The 16,773-nt window shown below is 72.0% G+C and carries 18 protein-coding genes and 1 pseudogene; 15 read left to right on the top strand and 4 right to left on the bottom strand.

Annotation, left to right across the window (positions count from 1 at the left end; translation table 11 throughout):
* Positions 1 to 6: 6 nt before the first annotated feature.
* Both ACFVU9_RS17670 and ACFVU9_RS17665 read right to left on the bottom strand, forming a co-directional pair.
* Complete coding sequence (locus tag ACFVU9_RS17670; protein WP_387594202.1) at positions 7 to 789, bottom strand: hypothetical protein; 783 nt, start codon at positions 787 to 789, stop codon at positions 7 to 9.
* Positions 790 to 1,339: 550 nt separating this feature from the next.
* Positions 1,340 to 2,713, bottom strand: coding sequence for a tetratricopeptide repeat protein (locus ACFVU9_RS17665; RefSeq protein ID WP_387594200.1), 1,374 nt, complete (start codon positions 2,711 to 2,713; stop codon positions 1,340 to 1,342).
* 269 nt (positions 2,714 to 2,982) lie between these two features.
* Here ACFVU9_RS17665 and ACFVU9_RS17660 point away from each other — a divergent pair, with 269 nt between their 5' ends.
* From ACFVU9_RS17660 to ACFVU9_RS17625, 8 genes are all read left to right on the top strand, one after another.
* Positions 2,983 to 3,366 (top strand): hypothetical protein, encoded by a 384-nt coding sequence (locus ACFVU9_RS17660; RefSeq protein WP_387594198.1) that lies wholly within the window; start codon positions 2,983 to 2,985, stop codon positions 3,364 to 3,366.
* A complete protein-coding gene (locus tag ACFVU9_RS17655; protein ID WP_387594196.1) occupies positions 3,366 to 3,632 on the top strand; it encodes a hypothetical protein in 267 nt (88 codons plus the stop codon). Before ACFVU9_RS17660 ends, ACFVU9_RS17655 begins: the two co-directional genes overlap by 1 nt.
* Positions 3,629 to 4,216 (top strand): hypothetical protein, encoded by a 588-nt coding sequence (locus ACFVU9_RS17650; RefSeq protein WP_387594195.1) that lies wholly within the window; start codon positions 3,629 to 3,631, stop codon positions 4,214 to 4,216. Before ACFVU9_RS17655 ends, ACFVU9_RS17650 begins: the two co-directional genes overlap by 4 nt.
* A gap of 487 nt (positions 4,217 to 4,703) precedes the next feature.
* On the top strand, positions 4,704 to 5,408 hold the full coding sequence (locus ACFVU9_RS17645; protein ID WP_387594193.1) for a hypothetical protein: 705 nt from the start codon (positions 4,704 to 4,706) through the stop codon (positions 5,406 to 5,408).
* Complete coding sequence (locus ACFVU9_RS17640) at positions 5,408 to 5,809, top strand: hypothetical protein (protein ID WP_387594191.1); 402 nt, start codon at positions 5,408 to 5,410, stop codon at positions 5,807 to 5,809. Before ACFVU9_RS17645 ends, ACFVU9_RS17640 begins: the two co-directional genes overlap by 1 nt.
* Positions 5,810 to 6,058: 249 nt before the next feature.
* The gene (locus ACFVU9_RS17635) at positions 6,059 to 6,550 is read left to right on the top strand and encodes a hypothetical protein (RefSeq protein ID WP_387594189.1); all 492 of its coding nucleotides are present in this window, start codon (positions 6,059 to 6,061) and stop codon (positions 6,548 to 6,550) included.
* Positions 6,547 to 7,935, top strand: coding sequence for a tetratricopeptide repeat protein (locus tag ACFVU9_RS17630; protein ID WP_387594187.1), 1,389 nt, complete (start codon positions 6,547 to 6,549; stop codon positions 7,933 to 7,935). Before ACFVU9_RS17635 ends, ACFVU9_RS17630 begins: the two co-directional genes overlap by 4 nt.
* A 37-nt stretch (positions 7,936 to 7,972) precedes the next feature.
* The gene (locus tag ACFVU9_RS17625; protein WP_387594185.1) at positions 7,973 to 8,512 is read left to right on the top strand and encodes a LuxR C-terminal-related transcriptional regulator; all 540 of its coding nucleotides are present in this window, start codon (positions 7,973 to 7,975) and stop codon (positions 8,510 to 8,512) included.
* 667 nt (positions 8,513 to 9,179) lie between these two features.
* On the opposite strand, the pseudogene ACFVU9_RS17620 reads toward ACFVU9_RS17625, so the two are convergent.
* A pseudogene (locus ACFVU9_RS17620) lies at positions 9,180 to 9,395 on the bottom strand (GNAT family N-acetyltransferase); the annotation flags it as partial.
* A 220-nt stretch (positions 9,396 to 9,615) separates the two neighbouring features.
* Complete coding sequence (locus ACFVU9_RS17615) at positions 9,616 to 10,989, bottom strand: sporulation protein (RefSeq protein ID WP_387594183.1); 1,374 nt, start codon at positions 10,987 to 10,989, stop codon at positions 9,616 to 9,618.
* A 255-nt stretch (positions 10,990 to 11,244) separates the two neighbouring features.
* Here ACFVU9_RS17615 and ACFVU9_RS17610 point away from each other — a divergent pair, with 255 nt between their 5' ends.
* The 7 genes from ACFVU9_RS17610 to ACFVU9_RS17580 all read left to right on the top strand — a co-directional run bounded on the left by ACFVU9_RS17610 (position 11,245) and on the right by ACFVU9_RS17580 (position 16,639).
* The gene (locus tag ACFVU9_RS17610) at positions 11,245 to 11,724 is read left to right on the top strand and encodes an NUDIX domain-containing protein (protein ID WP_387594182.1); all 480 of its coding nucleotides are present in this window, start codon (positions 11,245 to 11,247) and stop codon (positions 11,722 to 11,724) included.
* A 31-nt stretch (positions 11,725 to 11,755) separates the two neighbouring features.
* On the top strand, positions 11,756 to 13,024 hold the full coding sequence (locus ACFVU9_RS17605; RefSeq protein ID WP_387594180.1) for a hypothetical protein: 1,269 nt from the start codon (positions 11,756 to 11,758) through the stop codon (positions 13,022 to 13,024).
* 73 nt (positions 13,025 to 13,097) lie between these two features.
* On the top strand, positions 13,098 to 14,435 hold the full coding sequence (locus tag ACFVU9_RS17600) for a UDP-glucose dehydrogenase family protein (RefSeq protein ID WP_387594178.1): 1,338 nt from the start codon (positions 13,098 to 13,100) through the stop codon (positions 14,433 to 14,435).
* A 63-nt stretch (positions 14,436 to 14,498) separates the two neighbouring features.
* On the top strand, positions 14,499 to 14,837 hold the full coding sequence (locus ACFVU9_RS17595; RefSeq protein ID WP_387594176.1) for a hypothetical protein: 339 nt from the start codon (positions 14,499 to 14,501) through the stop codon (positions 14,835 to 14,837).
* A 75-nt stretch (positions 14,838 to 14,912) separates the two neighbouring features.
* On the top strand, positions 14,913 to 15,407 hold the full coding sequence (locus ACFVU9_RS17590; protein ID WP_387594174.1) for an NUDIX domain-containing protein: 495 nt from the start codon (positions 14,913 to 14,915) through the stop codon (positions 15,405 to 15,407).
* A gap of 222 nt (positions 15,408 to 15,629) precedes the next feature.
* On the top strand, positions 15,630 to 16,058 hold the full coding sequence (locus ACFVU9_RS17585; protein WP_387594172.1) for an NUDIX domain-containing protein: 429 nt from the start codon (positions 15,630 to 15,632) through the stop codon (positions 16,056 to 16,058).
* A gap of 248 nt (positions 16,059 to 16,306) precedes the next feature.
* Positions 16,307 to 16,639, top strand: a complete 333-nt coding sequence (locus ACFVU9_RS17580) for a hypothetical protein (RefSeq protein WP_387594170.1) — start codon at positions 16,307 to 16,309, stop codon at positions 16,637 to 16,639.
* Positions 16,640 to 16,773 lie beyond the last annotated feature (134 nt).

The raw sequence follows: 16,773 nt of genomic DNA, 5'->3' as shown, positions 1-16,773 counted from the left end.
CGTCCGTCATCCGGTTGAGAAGGCCGTTCTGGCCGTCAGCAGGGCCGCGCGGGCGCGGGCGGCTCCTCTGGTCGCCACGGTCGTTTCCGCCTTTCCCGCCGCAGGCGGGCTGCCGAGGCCCGCGCAGCTGCGGCAGATGCCTGGCCGGGGCACGGGGTCGTGGCACTGCCGGCACTCCAAGTACCGGGCCGGGTGGCGCTCTTGGGTGCGGACGGGCGGCATCTTGTGTTCAAGGCGGTAGCGGAGCACTGCCACCGCCGAGTGCATGGGGGTGGGCAGCCCCGGCAGCAGGGCCTGGGCCAGATCTCCCGGCGTGCTGCCGCGCTCCAGCCACTGCGCGACCAAGGGCGCCAGCTCCCGCGCTTCGGATTCGCCCAGGCGAAGACGCGGTTCGGGCCTGATCACGCGGAACAGGATGGCGACCGCTTCACGGACCGCCTCGTCCGTCACGGGACCCGGATCCGGAACGCTCCCAGGACCCGCCTCCCGCCCCTCCGGCCTGCCGACGGCGGCGGCGGTCACCGGCGAGTCGTCCGGCCCCGCGGGGAGGGAGGGTTCTTCATGCCGGTTCTTTACAACAGGACGGCCTGCACGCCCGGCACCCGCTCCACCGGAGGCCGGACGGACGGCACCCGGTGCCACCAGCCGCGGGACGTCGTAGACGTGAGCCTCGCTGCGAAGCGTGCCGTCGGGCAGACGGATCAACTCGACGCGGTAGAAGCCGGCTTCGGTCAGCTCCTTGAGTGCCTTGCGGACGGCACCGCGGCTCTGCGTGCTGGTGTCGGCCATGTGCCGGCCGTCCTCCCTCCAGCCGTCAGGGCGGGAGAGGAGATCGGCGAGGAGGCCTCGGGCGGTGTAGCTCAGCCGCCGGTACTGCAGAACGGCGTTCGGAAGCACGGTGAAATGACGTGCATGTTCTGTACGATGTAGTCGCATCGGGAGTTTCAGCTCCTGTTGCCGGACCCCGGGGTGTTACCAGCACCGCCGGGGTCGCTCTATCTTCGGTTAGATTACGGAACGTACCACGACACGTGGCGTGGCAAGGGCCCTTCACAGCATCAACCTTGACTTTCCGTCAAGACCGATCATGGTGCGTGGTCCAAGCAGCACGCCGTCGCGGCCACGGTCGCGATCCCACTGTTCTGGATTGAGGCCGCCCAGGGGCGCGCCCCCGAAAGCCCCGACTGGGTCCGCATCAGCGTCGATGTCGTCGCCGACGGTGGAGACGAGTTCACCGTCCACCGCTACGTCGGCGGCGTTCCTCGACCACCGCCGTATGGGCCTCATCGCTTGACGGCGACCCCGATGGCGGTCGGGAGGCGCAAACGCACTCGGCGAGCTAGGCAGCCAGAGACGCCCGTGCTCGCTCGGAGAGCGTTCCGGCACCGGGCACACCTCGGGCCGTATAGCGGCGCATCGTGCTGCGCATCGACTTGATGGACTCGGTGTTGCGCGCGGACGAGATGCCGTCCATCAGGTCCAGCGAGTGACCCCAAGCTTCGACGGCCTCGTCCATGCGCCCCTGTTTGTCAAGCGTGCCGGCGAGTTCGGACATCGTCAGCGCGTGGATGCGCCGGAACTCCTCCGGGTCGCGGCCGACGAGCGCGGCACGCCGGTGCTTCTCCGCACCGCGGTGGTCGCCGAGCTCGCTGAGCGTCTTGCCGGTGTGTGAGCTGATCGTCGCACCCACCGGGCCGACCGCCAGCGCGTAGTCGGCGACCTGGTCGCCGGTGCGCAGCAGGGCGTCTTCGGCGCTGAGGAGCGCGGCCGCGGCCTTCTGCTTCTGCCTGGTGGCGCCGTATGCGCGGGCGCTGGTGATGAGCAGCAGGGCCCGGGTCTGGGCGTCGACCTTCCCGGCCGAGCGGCGCAGGGCTTCCTCGGCCAGATCGACGCAGTGGGCGGGCTGCTTGAGGTTGAGGGCTTGGTGGGCGAGGGCCCGGAGCATCCAGGAGCCGTGGCCGTGGTAGTCCGCTTCGCACGCCAGCTGGTACCCAAGCAGGTAGAAGCGCTGTGCGGCGCCTTCCTGGTTGAGGTCGTGGTGCTTCCAGGCGAGGAGGTAAGCGAGTTCGGCGACGGCGGAGTAGGCGTCGAAGCGTACGGCGTCGTCGCCGAACTTCCCGGAGAGCATCGGGGCGGCGGCGTCGGTGAGGTAGAAGGTGGCGGCGCTCAGGCCGTGGCCGCCGCCGAGCTGCTCGTCGGCGGCTCGGAAGGCCCGGATGGTCTGCCGTACGGCGGCAATTTCAGCCCTGCCGACGCGGGCTCCCGGCTGGCGCGCGCGCAGGGTCCGTGCGACTGCCTCGTGGTCGTATCCCAGGGGCAATGCTAGGGCGGCCGAGACGTAGACGGCCTGCTGGAGAAAGGTTCGGCGGTCGGTGTCCATGAGAGCTCTCCCCAGGTCAGTGGTGGCGGCGACCGGGTCCGTCGACAGCGTCGGCAGCTCCTGGGGCTGCGCGTCGCCGTACCCGATCTCCTCCAGTGTGACGAGGCGTTCGGTGAGCTTGCTCAGCGCCTGTGCCAGGTACTCGCAACTCCTGCCCTGAGGCCGCCGGTGCCCACTGGCCCACAGCGACACCGTCGACTTCGTCGTCCGTACGTCGAGGTCGCCGTTGATGACAGCCTGCTCGCGGTGCGCGCGAGCCACGACGTCCAGCTTCAACCCGTAGGAGCTGATGATCCGCTGGAGGCCGACGTTGGGCTGCGGAGATGCCGTCATGAGTCCCACCCCAGTCTCGGCTGCAAACCGTGTAAACCACTTTCCGTGGTGCTGACTGTACCGAGAGATACCACGCGGGTGTTGAACTGATCGTGCACCTCGGCTTAGCCCAACGTACCGTCAACCCTCTGGTTTGAACGCACTCTTGGGCTGAAGGGCCGCTGAGATCCACCCTCAGTGGCTGTGAGGTGGCCGCCTTCGGGGCTGCGACGCAGATAGCCCCGAAGACCACTCCCACCCCTAGTGAACCGGCGCCCCGGAGGCCTGTCATGAACGCATCGCCCATGGTTGCAACGTACGCGCTGTCTCCTGGCCTGGGGCGACCGAGCTTGCAGCTCGGGAACTGCTCGAACCTGGCGGTGGCCCGTGGGTGGCGGCCGGTGCAGGAATTCTGGGACGTCGGTCCGCGGCCGGGCGACGTCCGCGTCGACCTCGGGGAGCAGTGGGCGATGGCGCTGAAGCAGGCCGAGTGCGGCAGGGTAAAGGGCCTCGTGGTGGACCGGCTTCAGACCGTCGTGCTTGACCCCACCGGTCTGCGGCGCTTGGAGGACTGGGCGTCCGACTTCAATACGTTCATCCACTTCTTCCACGCCCAGCCCTACGGGTCCACGCACCACCAGATCGGCCGTGTACCGCAGAAGGTCGGCGCGTGATGGGCGGCGACATTCCGACACGGGCCGAGACGGCGAGGGAGGCGGTCGGGCGCGCACTGGCGCTGCTCGATATCCGGTTGCCGAGCCTGGCTGCGGTGCCGTACCCGGTGGGCCCGGGCGCCGAGGCGATGGTGGAGCTCGGGGGTGCGACGGCGGCGACGGTGCTGCGGCTGGCGGCCGCGATCGAGGAGTTGTGTCGCGCGTGCCCGGAGGTGGCCGCCCGCATTCGCGCCGCCGCCGGCCACCCAGCCCTGTCCGACCGATGAGAGGGACCACCGTGTGCTCCGCCCCGCCCGCTCCCGCGCCGGCCGACTTCCCCGGGCGCAGCTGGCTCTCCTACTGGACGACCGACCCGGCCGCGTGTCAGGCCGCCTGGGACGACGGCGGGTTGGCTCCGATTCCGCTGGGCGGTTTCTGGGCGGTACAGACCTCGACGTCGCTCGGGTACCGCGCGCTGCGGTCCCTGCCGGGATACGGGCCGGTCCTGCACAGTGTCGCCCGGGGGACGATCGAGTTCCTCGTCGCGCCGGTGGCCGCGGCCGGGCCGGTGCCCGGCATCGGACAGGTCCTGGAGACGGGGCACCTGTTGTGCCCGGCGCCGGAGGCGGCGGTGCCGATGATGACGGCGGCGGGCCTGCCGGTCTGGCGGACTCCGCGGTGGGTGGTGCCGCCGGACGGGACCGGCCGGCTCCCGGACCCCGGAGAGGTGCTGCGCGCGCTCGCGGAGGACTACGAGCGCGTCCTGGCCTCCTCCCTCGCGGAGCAGGGGGAGCAGCGTTCGGGGCCGGCCCGGCCGGACGCGGATCGGGTGGTGGCCTTCATCGAGGCGGGCCGCGCCGGCCGTATCTGAGCGCGGACCCGCGAGTCCGCGCGGTGGACTCCTGGTGGCCGAGCGGCTCTCGGCCACCAGGGACGACGCCCGCCCGGGGCGGGTAGGCCGCGGCGGGACAGGGTGCTCGGCCTCGCAGAGCGCTCGCTGTCCCGTCGCCGGCCCCGCTCCCGGCGGGACGTGCCCGCGGGGAGCAGGGTGCTGCCGTGCCGCTGCAACCGGCGCGGCGTCACCCCTTCGGGACCGGCCGCCTTGCCGGCGGTCGAACGGTGGGTCCCGGGCGATTCGACGCGCGCCCGGGGCCCACCGCGCCAGACCCTTCGACGACACCACAGGGATAGGGATGAGGACCAAGATGGGATGGGGCGGGACGGCGTTCGCCGACGGACGGACGGGACTCGCGGCACCTCCGCGGGCGACGGCCACGCCAGCCCGGCCAACCCGGCCCGGCGCCGTTTGCCGGCCCACGGGCGAGGAACCGGCGGCGCGGGCACGGCCGGCCGCCGTCGTGCCGGAGGACGTGCCGCCGCTGCGGGTGCTCGCCTGGGACCTGGAGGACGCCGACCAGGTCCTCGCCGCCGAGTGGCTGCGCGACCAGGACCACGACGTCGCCCTGCTCTGGGGCCTGGACACCCGGCGCTTCCACCGGTTCCAGGAGGCGGTCGCCCGGCACTGCCACACCCAGCGTGTCGAACGCCGTGACCGGTGCGCGGCGGTGGTCCTCCCCGACGACGGGCCCTTGGTGGTCGGCTACGACTTCCCGCCCTACGCCGCCCCCTGGCCCTTCGCCGCCCAGGTCTCCGTCCGCCTGCGGGACACACCCGGCGGCCGCGGCCGCTCGCTGCTGCGGCTCATCGCCGCGGCCCCGTGCACCTGGGCACCACAGCGCGCAGACACCGAGGCCCGCTGGCTGGCCGCGATCGCCCGACACGAGCACGTCCTCGTCGCCGGCGGCTGGCCCGCGAACCCGGACGGCGACGACACCGACACCGTGCTCACCGACGCAGGCCTGCCGGCCATCCCGGCCACCACACCACCCGACGACCGGCCCCATCCGGGCCGGATCCACATCAGCACCACCCTGCTGCCGGCCGTCACCTCCCTCACCACCCCCGACGACCCCGAACTGCGCGACATCACCCCGCACCCGCCGCTGCTCGCCGCCCTCGACTGGCACCCGCTGCGCACCGGCCTGGCCGTGAGGGGACGCTGATGTACGAGCAGGCGGACCTCGACGAGGCCCTACGGCTGGTCGACCTGGCCCAGCAGCGCATGCCCGGTGTGGAGTTCGAGAACGGCGAGCCGCTCCTGTCGGAGGACGGCGCGCTCGCCTTCATCGTCACCGCCCTCGGCGCGATCGGGGGTCCCGACCTGCCCACGCCCGTCGTCGACGAGCTGCCCGGCGTCTTCACCTTCACCGCGATGTTCCAGCTGATCATGAACGGTCCGGGGCCGGTGGCGGAGGTACTGGAGGACGCCGCCGAGGGGCTGAGGGAGCTCCTCACGTCGGACCCCGGCCCGGAGAGGATCCTGTCCCGCCTGCGGATGCTGTGCATCGTGGTGGCCACCCTCCCCGAAGTCGTGGACATCGCCACGGATCCCGGGCCGCCCTGACCTCTGCTCCTCCGTCGCCCTGGACGGCGGCGGACGGTGGCCGGCAAAAGACCGACGGGGCCTGGGGAGGACCCGGGGTCCACCGCCGGCCGAAGCCGCCGCAGGCCACCCGACTCGCAGCGGCCCGGCCTGCTCACAACGCCCATGTGGTCCCGCAACAAGGCGGGGCGCCGGAGCAGGCCACTCGGGCCGGGCCGACACCGGCCCGGCCCGAACCCGGAAGCACGACTACACGCCACAGGAACCCCGTTGACACCCACAAACCGCGCCACAACCACCACCGACGCCACGGCCGCCCGCCACCGGCAGGCGGCCGCCCTCGCCGCACGCACCGGCATCCCCGTACTCCTGCTCGCCACCGAGCCCGACGAACCGGTCCTCGGCCTCACCGCCGCCGGCCAGCCCCGCCACTACACCTCCACCATCGCCTCCTACCGCAACGGCCTGCGCGCCGAAGTCCACACCCCCGCGGGCCCCACGCCGGAACAGCTCGTCCGCCGGGCGCTGCCCGGCGCCGCCACGACCGACCCTGGCATCCTTGCCACGCCACGCGAGATGACCTGGGGAGTGGAGGCCCGCCACGACGGGCTGCTCGCCCGCGCCGGAATCTGGTGCGGCTGGACGCTGCTCCACGTCACCGTCGACCCGAAGGGACGCGGACCGGTCCCGGCACTGCGGCTGGTCGGCACGGACACCCTGCCCACCGGCCGCCCCGGCCTCCCTGCGGGAGGCGGCCGATGACCGTCCACGACACCGTCGCCGCCGACCCGGCGGCCGGACCGCCGGAGAACGCCGTGACCGACGCACTCGACCAGGCTTACCAGGCCCTCGCCCCGCGCACCGCCCTTGTCTACCGCACCCTCGGAGTTCTCCCGCTGCCCTCGACCCGGATCGACCCCGGCATGGCCGCGGCGGCCACCGGCCTCGACCCGGCGGCCACCGAACTCCACCTCACCACCCTCACGCAGGCCCGGCTCATCGCACCCGCCGACGACGGGATGTTCGACTTCGTCGCCACCGACGGCCGGCGCCACGCCGCCGCCCTCGGCCGCCAAGAGGACAGCACCGGCGCGACCGACAAGGCCCGCCATCGCGCCCTGGACTGGCTAGTCGCCGAGTTCGCCGCCGCCGGACGCGTCGTCGACCATTACCGGCGCAGGATCGACCCTCAGGTCATCTACCCGCCGCCGCACCGCGCCGCTGTCGCCACCACAGAGCAGGCCCTCGCCTGGCTGCGCACCCGCAGCACCTACCTGCGGCCCGCCCTGGAGGCTGCCGACGCCTACGGCCTGGACTACATCGTTAGCCAACTGGTCTATGCAGCTTGGCCGTTGATTCTTCGCGAGCGGGACTACGGCCAGTGGATCTGGATGCACGACCTCGCGATCCCCGCCGCGCGGAACCTCGCCGACGCGGCCCCCCGCACCCGTACAGGCGGCGCCCGCCTCATGCTCCGCGAGCTCTACGGCGCCCGCGCCGCCGCCCTGCGCGCCGTGGGCCGTCACACCGAGGCCATCGAGGACTGCCACAGCGCGCTCGCCTCCGCCAAAAGAGAAGCCGACGAGACCGGCCAGGCCCAGGCACTCCACAACCTCGGTGCCTGTGCCCAGGCGGCCGACGCGCCCATCCTCGCCCTCATCTACCTCACCCGGGCCCTGGAGCGCCGATGCGACCTGCACCGCGCACGGGACGCCGGCGTGACCCGGCTCCTCCTCGGCGTCGTCGAGCACGAGCTCGGCAACCACCCTGCGGCCCTCACCCACCTGCACACCGCGCGCCGCCAGCTGGAGGACGCCGACGACGCGCTGAACGCGTCCCGCGCCCAGGCCTGGTGGGGCCGCGTGCTCGCCACGGTCGGTGTCTTCGACGATGCCGACAAGGCGTTCGCCGCCGCCAGAGAGGGCTTCCGGGAACAGGGCGCCGACCTGTGGGAAGCCCGAACCCTCCTGTGGGAGGGCGAGAGCGCCGCCGCGCAGCACCGCAAGGAGACGGCCATCGCGCTGCTGCGCCAAGCCCACGCGCTGTGCACCGGCAGCCTCGACGACGTGCAGCGCGTCGAGGCTGCCCTGCAGCGACTCGACGCCGACCCGACCGAGCCGACGGCCGTCCTGGCGCACCGGCGCTGACCGACATCACCACCACCGAGCGCATTGGAGCCGATGCATGCCCCTCCTCACCGCCGATCCGCAGGCCCAGCCCGCCCACGGGCGGCCCTGCCCGAGGTGCGGGTCCCGTCTGCGCCTTGCCGAGCCGCAGCGCGCCATGCTGTGGCGGATCGCCATGGGCGAGACCCTCAAGGCGATCCGCACGCGCTACGGCTGCGGCAAGGACAAGGCCGCCAGCGCGCTGGGCGAGGTGATCCAGACCCTTGGGGCGACCGGGCGGGCGCAGGCCGTCGACATCGCCTGCCGGGCTGGGCTTTTGCCCTTCCCCGACACCACTCAGAAGAAGCAGTTGCTGGTCCGGCCCAGCCAGATGCGCGTCGCCATCCGCCTGGCCGCCGGGGACAGTTACGCGAAGATCGCCGCCGACCTCGACTGCAGCCCGGACACGGTGAAGTCCCACCTGCACGCGCTGTACAAGGCGCTCGAAGCGGTGAGCGCGCCGCACGCGGTCTACTCCCTGCACGCCCGCGGGATGCTCCACACCCACCACCCGTGCCCCTGCCCGACGCCGCCCTCTCCACGGGCCGTCGGCCGGTAGGGGCCTCCTCGGCGCCGTCCGATCGACTCGGGGCGGCGGTGGTTCCTTCCTGCCGTTCTCGACGGCCTGCTCGTCCGAGCCGGGTGTCAGGTGAGCAGGAGCAGGCCGTCCCACTGGGGGTGCCTGGCGGCTGGCGCCCGCTCGGCCCGCCGCCTGGTCCGGGAGAAGCTGACGGAGTGGGGCTTGGAGGAACTGGCCTACGCCGCCAAGCTGATCGTCTCCGAGCTCGTCGGCGACGCTGTCAAGACCGGCTGCCTGACGTCCATGCAGGTTGGCAGCCGACAGCCCACCGCCCGGCGCGTGCGCGTCTACGTCCGGGATGGCTCCCGCACGCTGCCGGTCCTGATCACCGCCGACGAGGAGGATGAAGGCCACTGCGGGCTCGCCACTGGTGCACGAGCTGACCGAGGGCCGGTGGGGCGTCATCCTGGAGATCTATGGCAGGACCGTGCACGCCGACCGCGCCATCCCGAAATTGACGTCCGTCGCGGGTACGTGGGCAACGGCCTCGTGCTGTTCGGCGCGCGGTTCGTCAGCCGGTGGCGCGCAGGAGGAGCAGGTCGAAGACCGGTCCGCCGGTTCCGGCCTGGTAGGGCCCGGCGTAGTTGTGGTAGAGGCGGCGGGCTGGCTGGTTGCCGGGCATGACGAGCAGGGAGGACCAGGCGGGGTCGAGGATGCGGAGAAGTTCGGCGTGCAGGGCGGTGCCGATTCCGTGGCCCCGGAGGCCTGGTCGGACAGCGAGTTCGCAGACCCCGATCAGCCGGGTGGTGGTGCGGGCGGGTTCGGGGATGGTGGGGAGCAGCTGTTCGCCGTACCAGTAGGCCGGGGTAGCGGGGAAGGCGTAGCCGAAGCCGGCCGTCTCGCCGTCGTGGTAGGCGGCGATGAGGGTGAAGCCGTCGTGGCGGGTGTGGCCGGTGATCTGCCGGCGGAGGCTGTCGGGGTGAGGCCGGCTGCTGCTGTTTCGCGGTCGTCGTGGTGGGCGTCGGTCCAGACCTTGGTGAGAGTGTCCAGGAGAGCGGGGACGTCGCCCGGGCCATAACGGTGGAGGGTGGTGTCCGGGCGGGTCGGCTGTTCGGGAACGGGCGCGGGCTCTCTTTGGCCGGTCATCCGGCGGTGAGGACGAGGTCGGCGCGGTGGAGGAAGTCGGCGACGTCGTGTTCGGTGCGCCAGGGGTTGAGAGTGGTGGTGAGGGTCCGCAGGTAGGTGCGGCTGCGGGTGGAGTGGACGTTGCTGAGGATTGTCAGGGCGCGTTCGCCGGCTTCGAGGCCGGGTTCGAGGTTGCGCTGTTGGAGGTGGGCGGTGGCGATGACGGCATGGCGGATGCCGACGGCGCGGCTGAAATCAGCGGCGGGCATGGCGGCGGCCTGGAGGTTCCAGCGCAGTGCTTCGGTGGGGCGGTTGAGGTCGCGGTAGACCTCGGCGGCGTCGGCGGCGACGCGGGCGCGGGTGAGGTAGGCCAGCCAGTCGGGGTCTCGCGGATCCGTCTCGGCGGCGTCGACCAGCTGCTCGCAGCGGCTGAGGGCGGCGGCGGCTGCAGGAGCGTCGCCTGCCTGGCCGTGGGCTCGGGCTTCAGCGAGTTTGGCGAAGGCGAGTACGCGGGCCGGTGCGGTGTGTCTGGCCCGGTCGTAGGCGCCCTCGGCCATGTCGATCGCTTCCTGGGGGAAACCGCGCAGGTAGGTGTGGAGGCTCATCGTCGCGAGGACGTACGAGCCGACTGCGGGGTCACCGGAGGCGCGGGCCAGGCGCAGGGCTTGGACGAAGTGGGCCTGGGCGGCGGCGTGGTGGCCCATGTCGACATCGTGCCAGGCGGCGACACGGGCGAGTTCGGCGGTGGCGGAGAACAGTTCGGTGCCGATGGCATCGGTGAAGGTGCCGCGCAGCAGCGGGGCGGCGCGCTGGCTGAGGCAGTCGGTGACCATGGAGGCGCGCCAGTTTCCGCCTCCGTACTTGGAGTCCCAGCGGCGTGCGTCTTCGGCGGCGGCCCAGAGTTCGTCGAGGTCGGTGCGGCCGACGCGGCGGCCGGCGACGCGGGCCAGGGGCGGGTCGGTGGGGACGGCCAGCCACCGGGTGACCGGGGCGGTGTAGGCGGTGAGGGCGAAGGGGCTGGCCTTGACGAAGCTCCGGCGGTCCACAGTGCTCCAATATTCGGCCGCGAGGTCCAGGGCCTGATCGGGGTCTCTGTGGAAATTCAAGCCGGTTTCGAGGGTGGGCGTGGGCGTGTCGGCCATGCCCATCTCTTCGAGTGACACCGTCCGGCCGAGCCGTTCGCCCAGCGCGATGGCCAGAAGCGCAGGTGCGGGCGGGTCCGGGACCATGGCACGGGCGGTCCAGTTCCTGATCGAGGTATGCGTGTACGCGCGGTTGACGCCCGCTCTGTCGGCGAGCTCGTTGACGCGGTGCGCGAGGGCGGCGTTGCTGGCCGCGCTGTCCTCGATGAGCCGGGCGAGGCGGTGGTTCGGCTCCCGGCGTTGCGCCATGGCGACCCCTCTGGTGTCCGGACGGACCTGTGGACCCCGGGATGGCAATCCGGTCTTCCCCGTAGCCGCTCTCCAGGGGAACCGAGCCTAGTTCCAACTCACCGTACGTGGACGGGCTTTCGCGATTGTGAGCCCCCTCTGTGAGCCCTGCTGGTGCCTCCGCCTGGGGTGTTGTCTGGTCTTCCCCGGGAAGCCGAGCAGGTTTCGGCCCCCCGGGGGCAATCCCGCGCTGCCACAGGAAGGAACCGGTCTGCCGTGGACAAACCCGACTACTTCCGCGATCCGCCGCCGCGCCGCACCGGGGCGCTCGGCTGGCTGGAGAAGCCCGACGGGCGGTTCGCCGTCATCCGCCGCACCCACTGGACGCCGATCTCCCGGTGGGGGCTGCCCGGCGGGTCGGCTCCGCCGAACACCCACCCCCGGTCGGCGCTGACGCTGGTCACCGAAGCGAAGCTCGGCCTGCGGATCACCCCCGGCCGCAAACTCGCCAGCGACTACGCGCCGCACAAGCCCGGCCAGCACGAGGGCACCAATGAGATCTACCACGTGGCGGTGCCCTCCAGCGCCGAGGCCGAGATCGCCGCCGACTGCGGCTACGTCGAGCTTCGGTGGGTCACCCTCGCGCAGGCCTGCGAGCTCGCGGTGGACCACGAGCGCTGGCGCATCGAGCAGTGCGCCCAGGCGCTGGCCGACGGCTCGTACCGGGACCTCTACCTCGGGCTCCCGTTCCACTGACCCACCACCACCCACTGATCGAGGAGGCACCGTGTTCTTCCCCTACCCCGTGATCGAGAGCCTGACCGAAGAGCAGGTCGAGCGGTGGAGCCAGCACTTCGCCGGCGACCGGCACGAGCGCCCGCGCTCCATCGAGGAGGGCATCTGGCGGCGCACCCAGGAGGCGGCCAACGCCGAGCAGTCCGGCTGGTCCCAGGACTCCCACGGCCGGCGCCGGGTCGTCCACTACCGGTACGAGTACGGCATCAACCGGGTCTTCCCCGTGCCGCGGCTGGTGCTGGACAACCTGTACCTGATGGTGTCGCACCTGGCCCCCGCCGACGAGATCGCCGCCTACCGCGCCGACCTGCACACCTGGCTGGCAGAAGCCCGCTGGCGGCAGCTGCCCGGCGGCGGCTGGACCAAGGGTGACCTGTTGCTGCACATCACCGAGCACGACGAGCACCCGCAGGACGAGCGCGCCGCCCGCCCGACCCCGGCCGGCTTCCGCTCCCTGGACGTCACCTTCATCAACGGCGGCCACGACGTCCACCGCACCGTCCGCAACCTGCCGTGGGACGTGCTGGCCGGCGGGATGCGGATCAAGGAGCAGCGGGGCGAGCCGACGATCGCGCCCGACCTGGCCGAGCTGCTGGCGCACGGCCCGTTCATGGTCGAGGTCGGCTGCGGCACGTCGATCGAGGCGGGCATCCCGCCGCTGCACTACCTGCACGAGGTCTACCGGGTGACCGCCCGCAAGGACAACTCCCTCACCCAGTCCCACGCCTTCACCCTCTCCCCCCAGGCCGACACCCTGGTGCGCGAGATGGTCCTCGGCGCGGAGTTGAAGGCGCCGGACCTGGTGACGATGTTCCGGGCCTGCTTCCTGGCCGAGCCGACGTTCGCCCACCGGGCCCTCAAGGCGCTGGCGGATGCCGGGCTGATGGTCGGCCCGGTCGTGACGCACAACTTCGACGTCCTGTCGGCCCGGGCCGGGCTGGCGGAGTGCTTCGTGCGGCGCTACGACCAGAAGATCCCCGAGATCCCGTTCGACCCGCGCGCGAAGTCCCTGCTGGTCGTCGGGCTGCACGCGGACCGGCGGGCGGTACAGGAGCGGGCGCGCAAGCGCGGCATGCGGGTCTTCTTCGTGGACCCGGAAGGTCTGGAGGAGAACGGCGTCTTCAAGGAGTACCCGGTCGAGGGTGCCCGCGAGGGGGACGTGATCGTGCGCCAGGGGGCGATCGAGGCGCTGGGGCGGCTGTGCGAGCTGGCTGGCGTCACCGTTCCGGACACGATCAGTGACCGTCCGGTTACGCGATAGCGTTCGGGGGTGCGCCCGGGGACCGTCCGGGCGCACCCCCGAAGTCCCCACCGACGCAAGGACATTGAACATCATGCGCGTTTCCGTGATCGGCTGCGGCCACCTCGGCGCCTCCCACGCCGCCGCGATGGCCGAGCTGGGCCACGAGGTGATCGGCGTCGAGATCGACCCCGCCAAATGCGACGTCCTCAGCACCGGCAAGTCCTGGTTCTACGAGGCCGGCTTGGACGAGCTGCTGGCCAAGCACGTGCCCACCGGCCGGCTGCGCTTCACGACCGACCCGGCTGAGGCCGCCGCCTTCGCCGACCTGCACTTCATCGCCACCGGCACCCCGCTGCGCGAGGACGGCCGCGGCTACGACGCCGGCCAGGTCATCGGCGCCGTCGAGACCCTGGTGCCGCTGATCGACCGTCCGGCGACCATCGTCGGCAAGTCCACCGTCACCGTGGGCACCGTCGCCACCCTCCAGCAGCTCGTCGCCGACAAGGCCACGGTGCCGGGCGTCGAGCTGGTCTGGAACCCGGAGTTCCTGCGCGAGGGCTACGCCGTCCAGGACTCGCTGTTCCCCGACCGGCTCCTCGTCGGCCTCACCTCCGACACCGCCCGCAAGGCCATCGAGGAGGTGTTCGCGCCGATCCTGGCCCGCGGCGACATCGAGATGGTCGTCACCGACCCCCAGACCGCCGAGGTCGCCAAAGCCGCGGCGAACTCCTACCTGGCCGCCAAGATCAGCTACATCAACGCCGTCGCCGAGGTCTGCGACCTCACCGGCGCCAACGTCGACGACGTCGCCTACGCCATGGGCATCGACAAGCGCATCGGCCACGCCGGCATGCGCCCCGGCCTCGGCTACGGCGGCGGCTGCCTGCCCAAGGACGTCGCCGCCTTCGCCTACGCCGCTGGCGAGATGGGCGCCGCCGGAGCAGCCGGACTCCTCGACGCCGTCCAGGCCGTCAACCGCGGCCGCCAGCACGCCGCCGTCGCCCTGATCACCAACGCCCTCGGAGGCAGCGCCCGCGGCCGCACGATCGCCTTCCTCGGCGGCGCCTTCAAAGCCGGCACGAGCGACGTACGCGACTCGCCCGCGCTGCGCCTGGCCGCCCGGCTCCACGAGCTTGGCGCCACCGTGCAGCTCTTCGACCCCAAGGCCCTGGACAACGCCCGCCGCTCCCACCCACAACTGTCCTTCGCCGACAGCACGCTGGATGCCGTCGAGGGCGCCGACGTCGTGGTCATCGCCACGGAATGGACCGCGTTCACCGGCGACCCGAAGCTGCCCGAAACGGCTGGCGGGCGGGCGCGGACCCGCACGGTGGTCGATGTCCGCAACGCCCTGGAAGCCGACCCCTGGCTCGCCGCCGGCTGGACCGTCCACCAGATGGGCCGGCCGTCCCGAACCCCCGCCGCCTGACCGCCCCGGGCGAGCCCGCGGCCGGGAGCACCACCCCGCCCCCTGTAGAAGGAGTGATGTCCGGTGCAAGATCTCTTCGACCAGATCCACCAGCTGCGCCTGCGCGACGAGCGGCGCAGCGGGACCCCCGACGAAGCGGTGAAGGAGCTGCTGCTCGTCTCCAAGGTCGCCGAGGAGGCGTGCGAGGCCGGCGAGCTCTACCGCCGGTCCAAGGGCTGGGGCACCGGCGGCCCGGTGAGCGCCACCCCGCGTGAGGCCCAGCACGAGATGTGCGCCGCGGTCATGGCCGGGCTGGTCGCCCTGGACCGGCTCTGCCCCGACGGCGACGCCGCTCAGGTGTGGGCCGGCTACCTCGCCTACGGGTACGAGCGGGCGCTCGCCGAAAACGCCGCAGCCGCCTGACCCAACCGACCCCACTGCGGCCCCGGCCGGACGCCCCGGCCGGGGCCGCACCGTGTCCCAACTAGGGAGGACGAGATGACGGAACCCAAGGACTGGCTGCCGCGCGCCCAGTGGCTGGCGGGACTGCCGTTGGCATTCACCGTGGCGTCCGCGCTCGTGACTGACCACCGCGGCCGGGTGCTGCTGGTCAAGGCCAGTTACCGGCTGGAGTGGTCGTTCCCTGGCGGGATTCGGGACCGCAGGGAGTCGCCGGCCGAGTGCGCCGCGCGGGAGCTGCGCGAGGAGACCGGCCTCCAGCTTCCGGCGGGCGGCCTGCTGGCGATCTCCTGGGCGGACCAGGTCGAAGAGAGCGAGCGCGCCGCCGCGTCGTACCTGTTCTACTTCGGCGCCATCGAGCACACCACCCCGATCACGCTGCCCGCGGACGGGGAGATCACCGACTACGACTGGGCGCTGCCGGCCGACGTCGAAGCCGCCGCAAGCCGCAGCCGGGGAGACCGGTTGCGAGCTGCGCTGACCGCCAGGAAGACCGGCGTCACCGAGCCCATCAGCGCGCAGAAGGTGATCTGACCCCCTGGAACCTCAACGCGGGGGCCCCACCACGGCGGCAGGGGCGCCCCCTGCGGTGTGGGCCGAGCAGGTGCTCGCCCGTTTCCGCTGATCGGGCCCGGGACAGAGATCAAAGTGATGTCTGCACCCCAGCCAAGGCCGGCCACCCGCCCCGCCTGGTGGCTCCCCCCTGACCAGTACGTCCAGACGCTCCCCAAGATCACCATGTATGGATGCTTCTTCGTGACCGACCAGGCCGGTCGACCGCTCGGGCTACGTTCCGCCCTCGACCCGGACGAATGGCAGTGGCCGGGAGGCAACGCAGACCCCGGGCAGACACCGTTCGAGACCGCGGTCCGCGAGTTCGCCGAGGAGACCGGCCACAACTTCGCCGAGCTGCAGCCGGGGCTGTTCGCGGACCCGCGACTGCTCGCCGTGCTCTACCACCGGCCCGTTGCCGACTGGCCCTGCGGGAAGATCGGTCTGGTCTTCGACGGCGGCCGGATGACCGATGAGCAGCTGGCTGGCATCCGGCTCAGCGACGAGCACACCGAGTGGCGCATCGCCTCGTTGCCCAGCTGGCGCGCACTCACTCAGAACGGGCGCTACACCACGATCACCATCGCCGACAGGGCCCGGCGTGCCGGGGAAAGCGCCTACCTGGAGCTTTAAGCTTTACTGATCTGCGACAGAGCCCGGGGCAGCCGGACAATGACTCGGCGCGCCGGCCGTCGTTGACAGGGCGATAACCTACGATCAAGATCAGCGCATCGCCGCCACGACCAGCCTCGCTGTTATCCCAAGTTGAAGGCCAGGGCCGGACCCAGGGCGGCTTTGCCTCACCCCTCACCCGCCACCGCCATGCGGATGCTGCACGAGTACGACGAGCAGACGGCCGAGACCCCAGCGAGACTCGGAGCATGAGCGGGAGATCGTGGCCGACCATCCCGGACTGGCTCAACAACGCGGCCGGCGACAACATCGCGGACATCCTGGCGCAAGGGCACCGTGGTCAGCAGCTGCTGGAGTTCTATGCCAAGGACGTGACCGACACCGTCACCGCCGCGTTCGGCGAGGTGACGTTGCCCACGCTCACGCTCTACATCCATACGCTGGTCCGCGCGGACCAGATCCTCAAGGACGCGATGGCGGACCTGCACCTGCCCGAGGGGCTCCAGGAACGCACCGGCCCCGAACTCCACTGGCGCATCACTGCGGCCTGCTGGATCGCCCGCGAGCAAGGACTGGCATAGCTGCGCAGGCCCCCGGGCCGTCCGGCCCCGCTACCAGCCCCCGAGCCGGAAGCCGTCCGGCTCCTCCAGGTCGTCATCGAAGCCGTCGTCCAGATCCTCGGCGGCGCCGGCGACCGCGCGGTGGCGCTGCGCGA

Source organism: Kitasatospora sp. NPDC057936 (assembly GCF_042887525.1).
Lineage (GTDB): Bacteria > Actinomycetota > Actinomycetes > Streptomycetales > Streptomycetaceae > Kitasatospora.
This window is presented reverse-complemented; position numbering and strand designations above follow the sequence as displayed.

What these genes read in the sequence shown, in the direction of transcription:
- ACFVU9_RS17615 (WP_387594183.1), bottom strand. Translation starts at nt 10,989, where the DNA reads ATGGCGCAACGCCGGGAGCCGAACCACCGCCTCGCCCGGCTCATCGAG.
- ACFVU9_RS17640 (WP_387594191.1), top strand. Translation starts at nt 5,408, where the DNA reads ATGTACGAGCAGGCGGACCTCGACGAGGCCCTACGGCTGGTCGACCTG.
- ACFVU9_RS17670 (WP_387594202.1), bottom strand. Translation starts at nt 789, where the DNA reads ATGGCCGACACCAGCACGCAGAGCCGCGGTGCCGTCCGCAAGGCACTC.
- ACFVU9_RS17625 (WP_387594185.1), top strand. Translation starts at nt 7,973, where the DNA reads ATGCCCCTCCTCACCGCCGATCCGCAGGCCCAGCCCGCCCACGGGCGG.
- ACFVU9_RS17580 (WP_387594170.1), top strand. Translation starts at nt 16,307, where the DNA reads ATGAGCGGGAGATCGTGGCCGACCATCCCGGACTGGCTCAACAACGCG.
- ACFVU9_RS17590 (WP_387594174.1), top strand. Translation starts at nt 14,913, where the DNA reads ATGACGGAACCCAAGGACTGGCTGCCGCGCGCCCAGTGGCTGGCGGGA.
- ACFVU9_RS17665 (WP_387594200.1), bottom strand. Translation starts at nt 2,713, where the DNA reads ATGACGGCATCTCCGCAGCCCAACGTCGGCCTCCAGCGGATCATCAGC.
- ACFVU9_RS17650 (WP_387594195.1), top strand. Translation starts at nt 3,629, where the DNA reads ATGAGAGGGACCACCGTGTGCTCCGCCCCGCCCGCTCCCGCGCCGGCC.
- ACFVU9_RS17660 (WP_387594198.1), top strand. Translation starts at nt 2,983, where the DNA reads ATGAACGCATCGCCCATGGTTGCAACGTACGCGCTGTCTCCTGGCCTG.
- ACFVU9_RS17600 (WP_387594178.1), top strand. Translation starts at nt 13,098, where the DNA reads ATGCGCGTTTCCGTGATCGGCTGCGGCCACCTCGGCGCCTCCCACGCC.
- ACFVU9_RS17655 (WP_387594196.1), top strand. Translation starts at nt 3,366, where the DNA reads ATGGGCGGCGACATTCCGACACGGGCCGAGACGGCGAGGGAGGCGGTC.
- ACFVU9_RS17630 (WP_387594187.1), top strand. Translation starts at nt 6,547, where the DNA reads ATGACCGTCCACGACACCGTCGCCGCCGACCCGGCGGCCGGACCGCCG.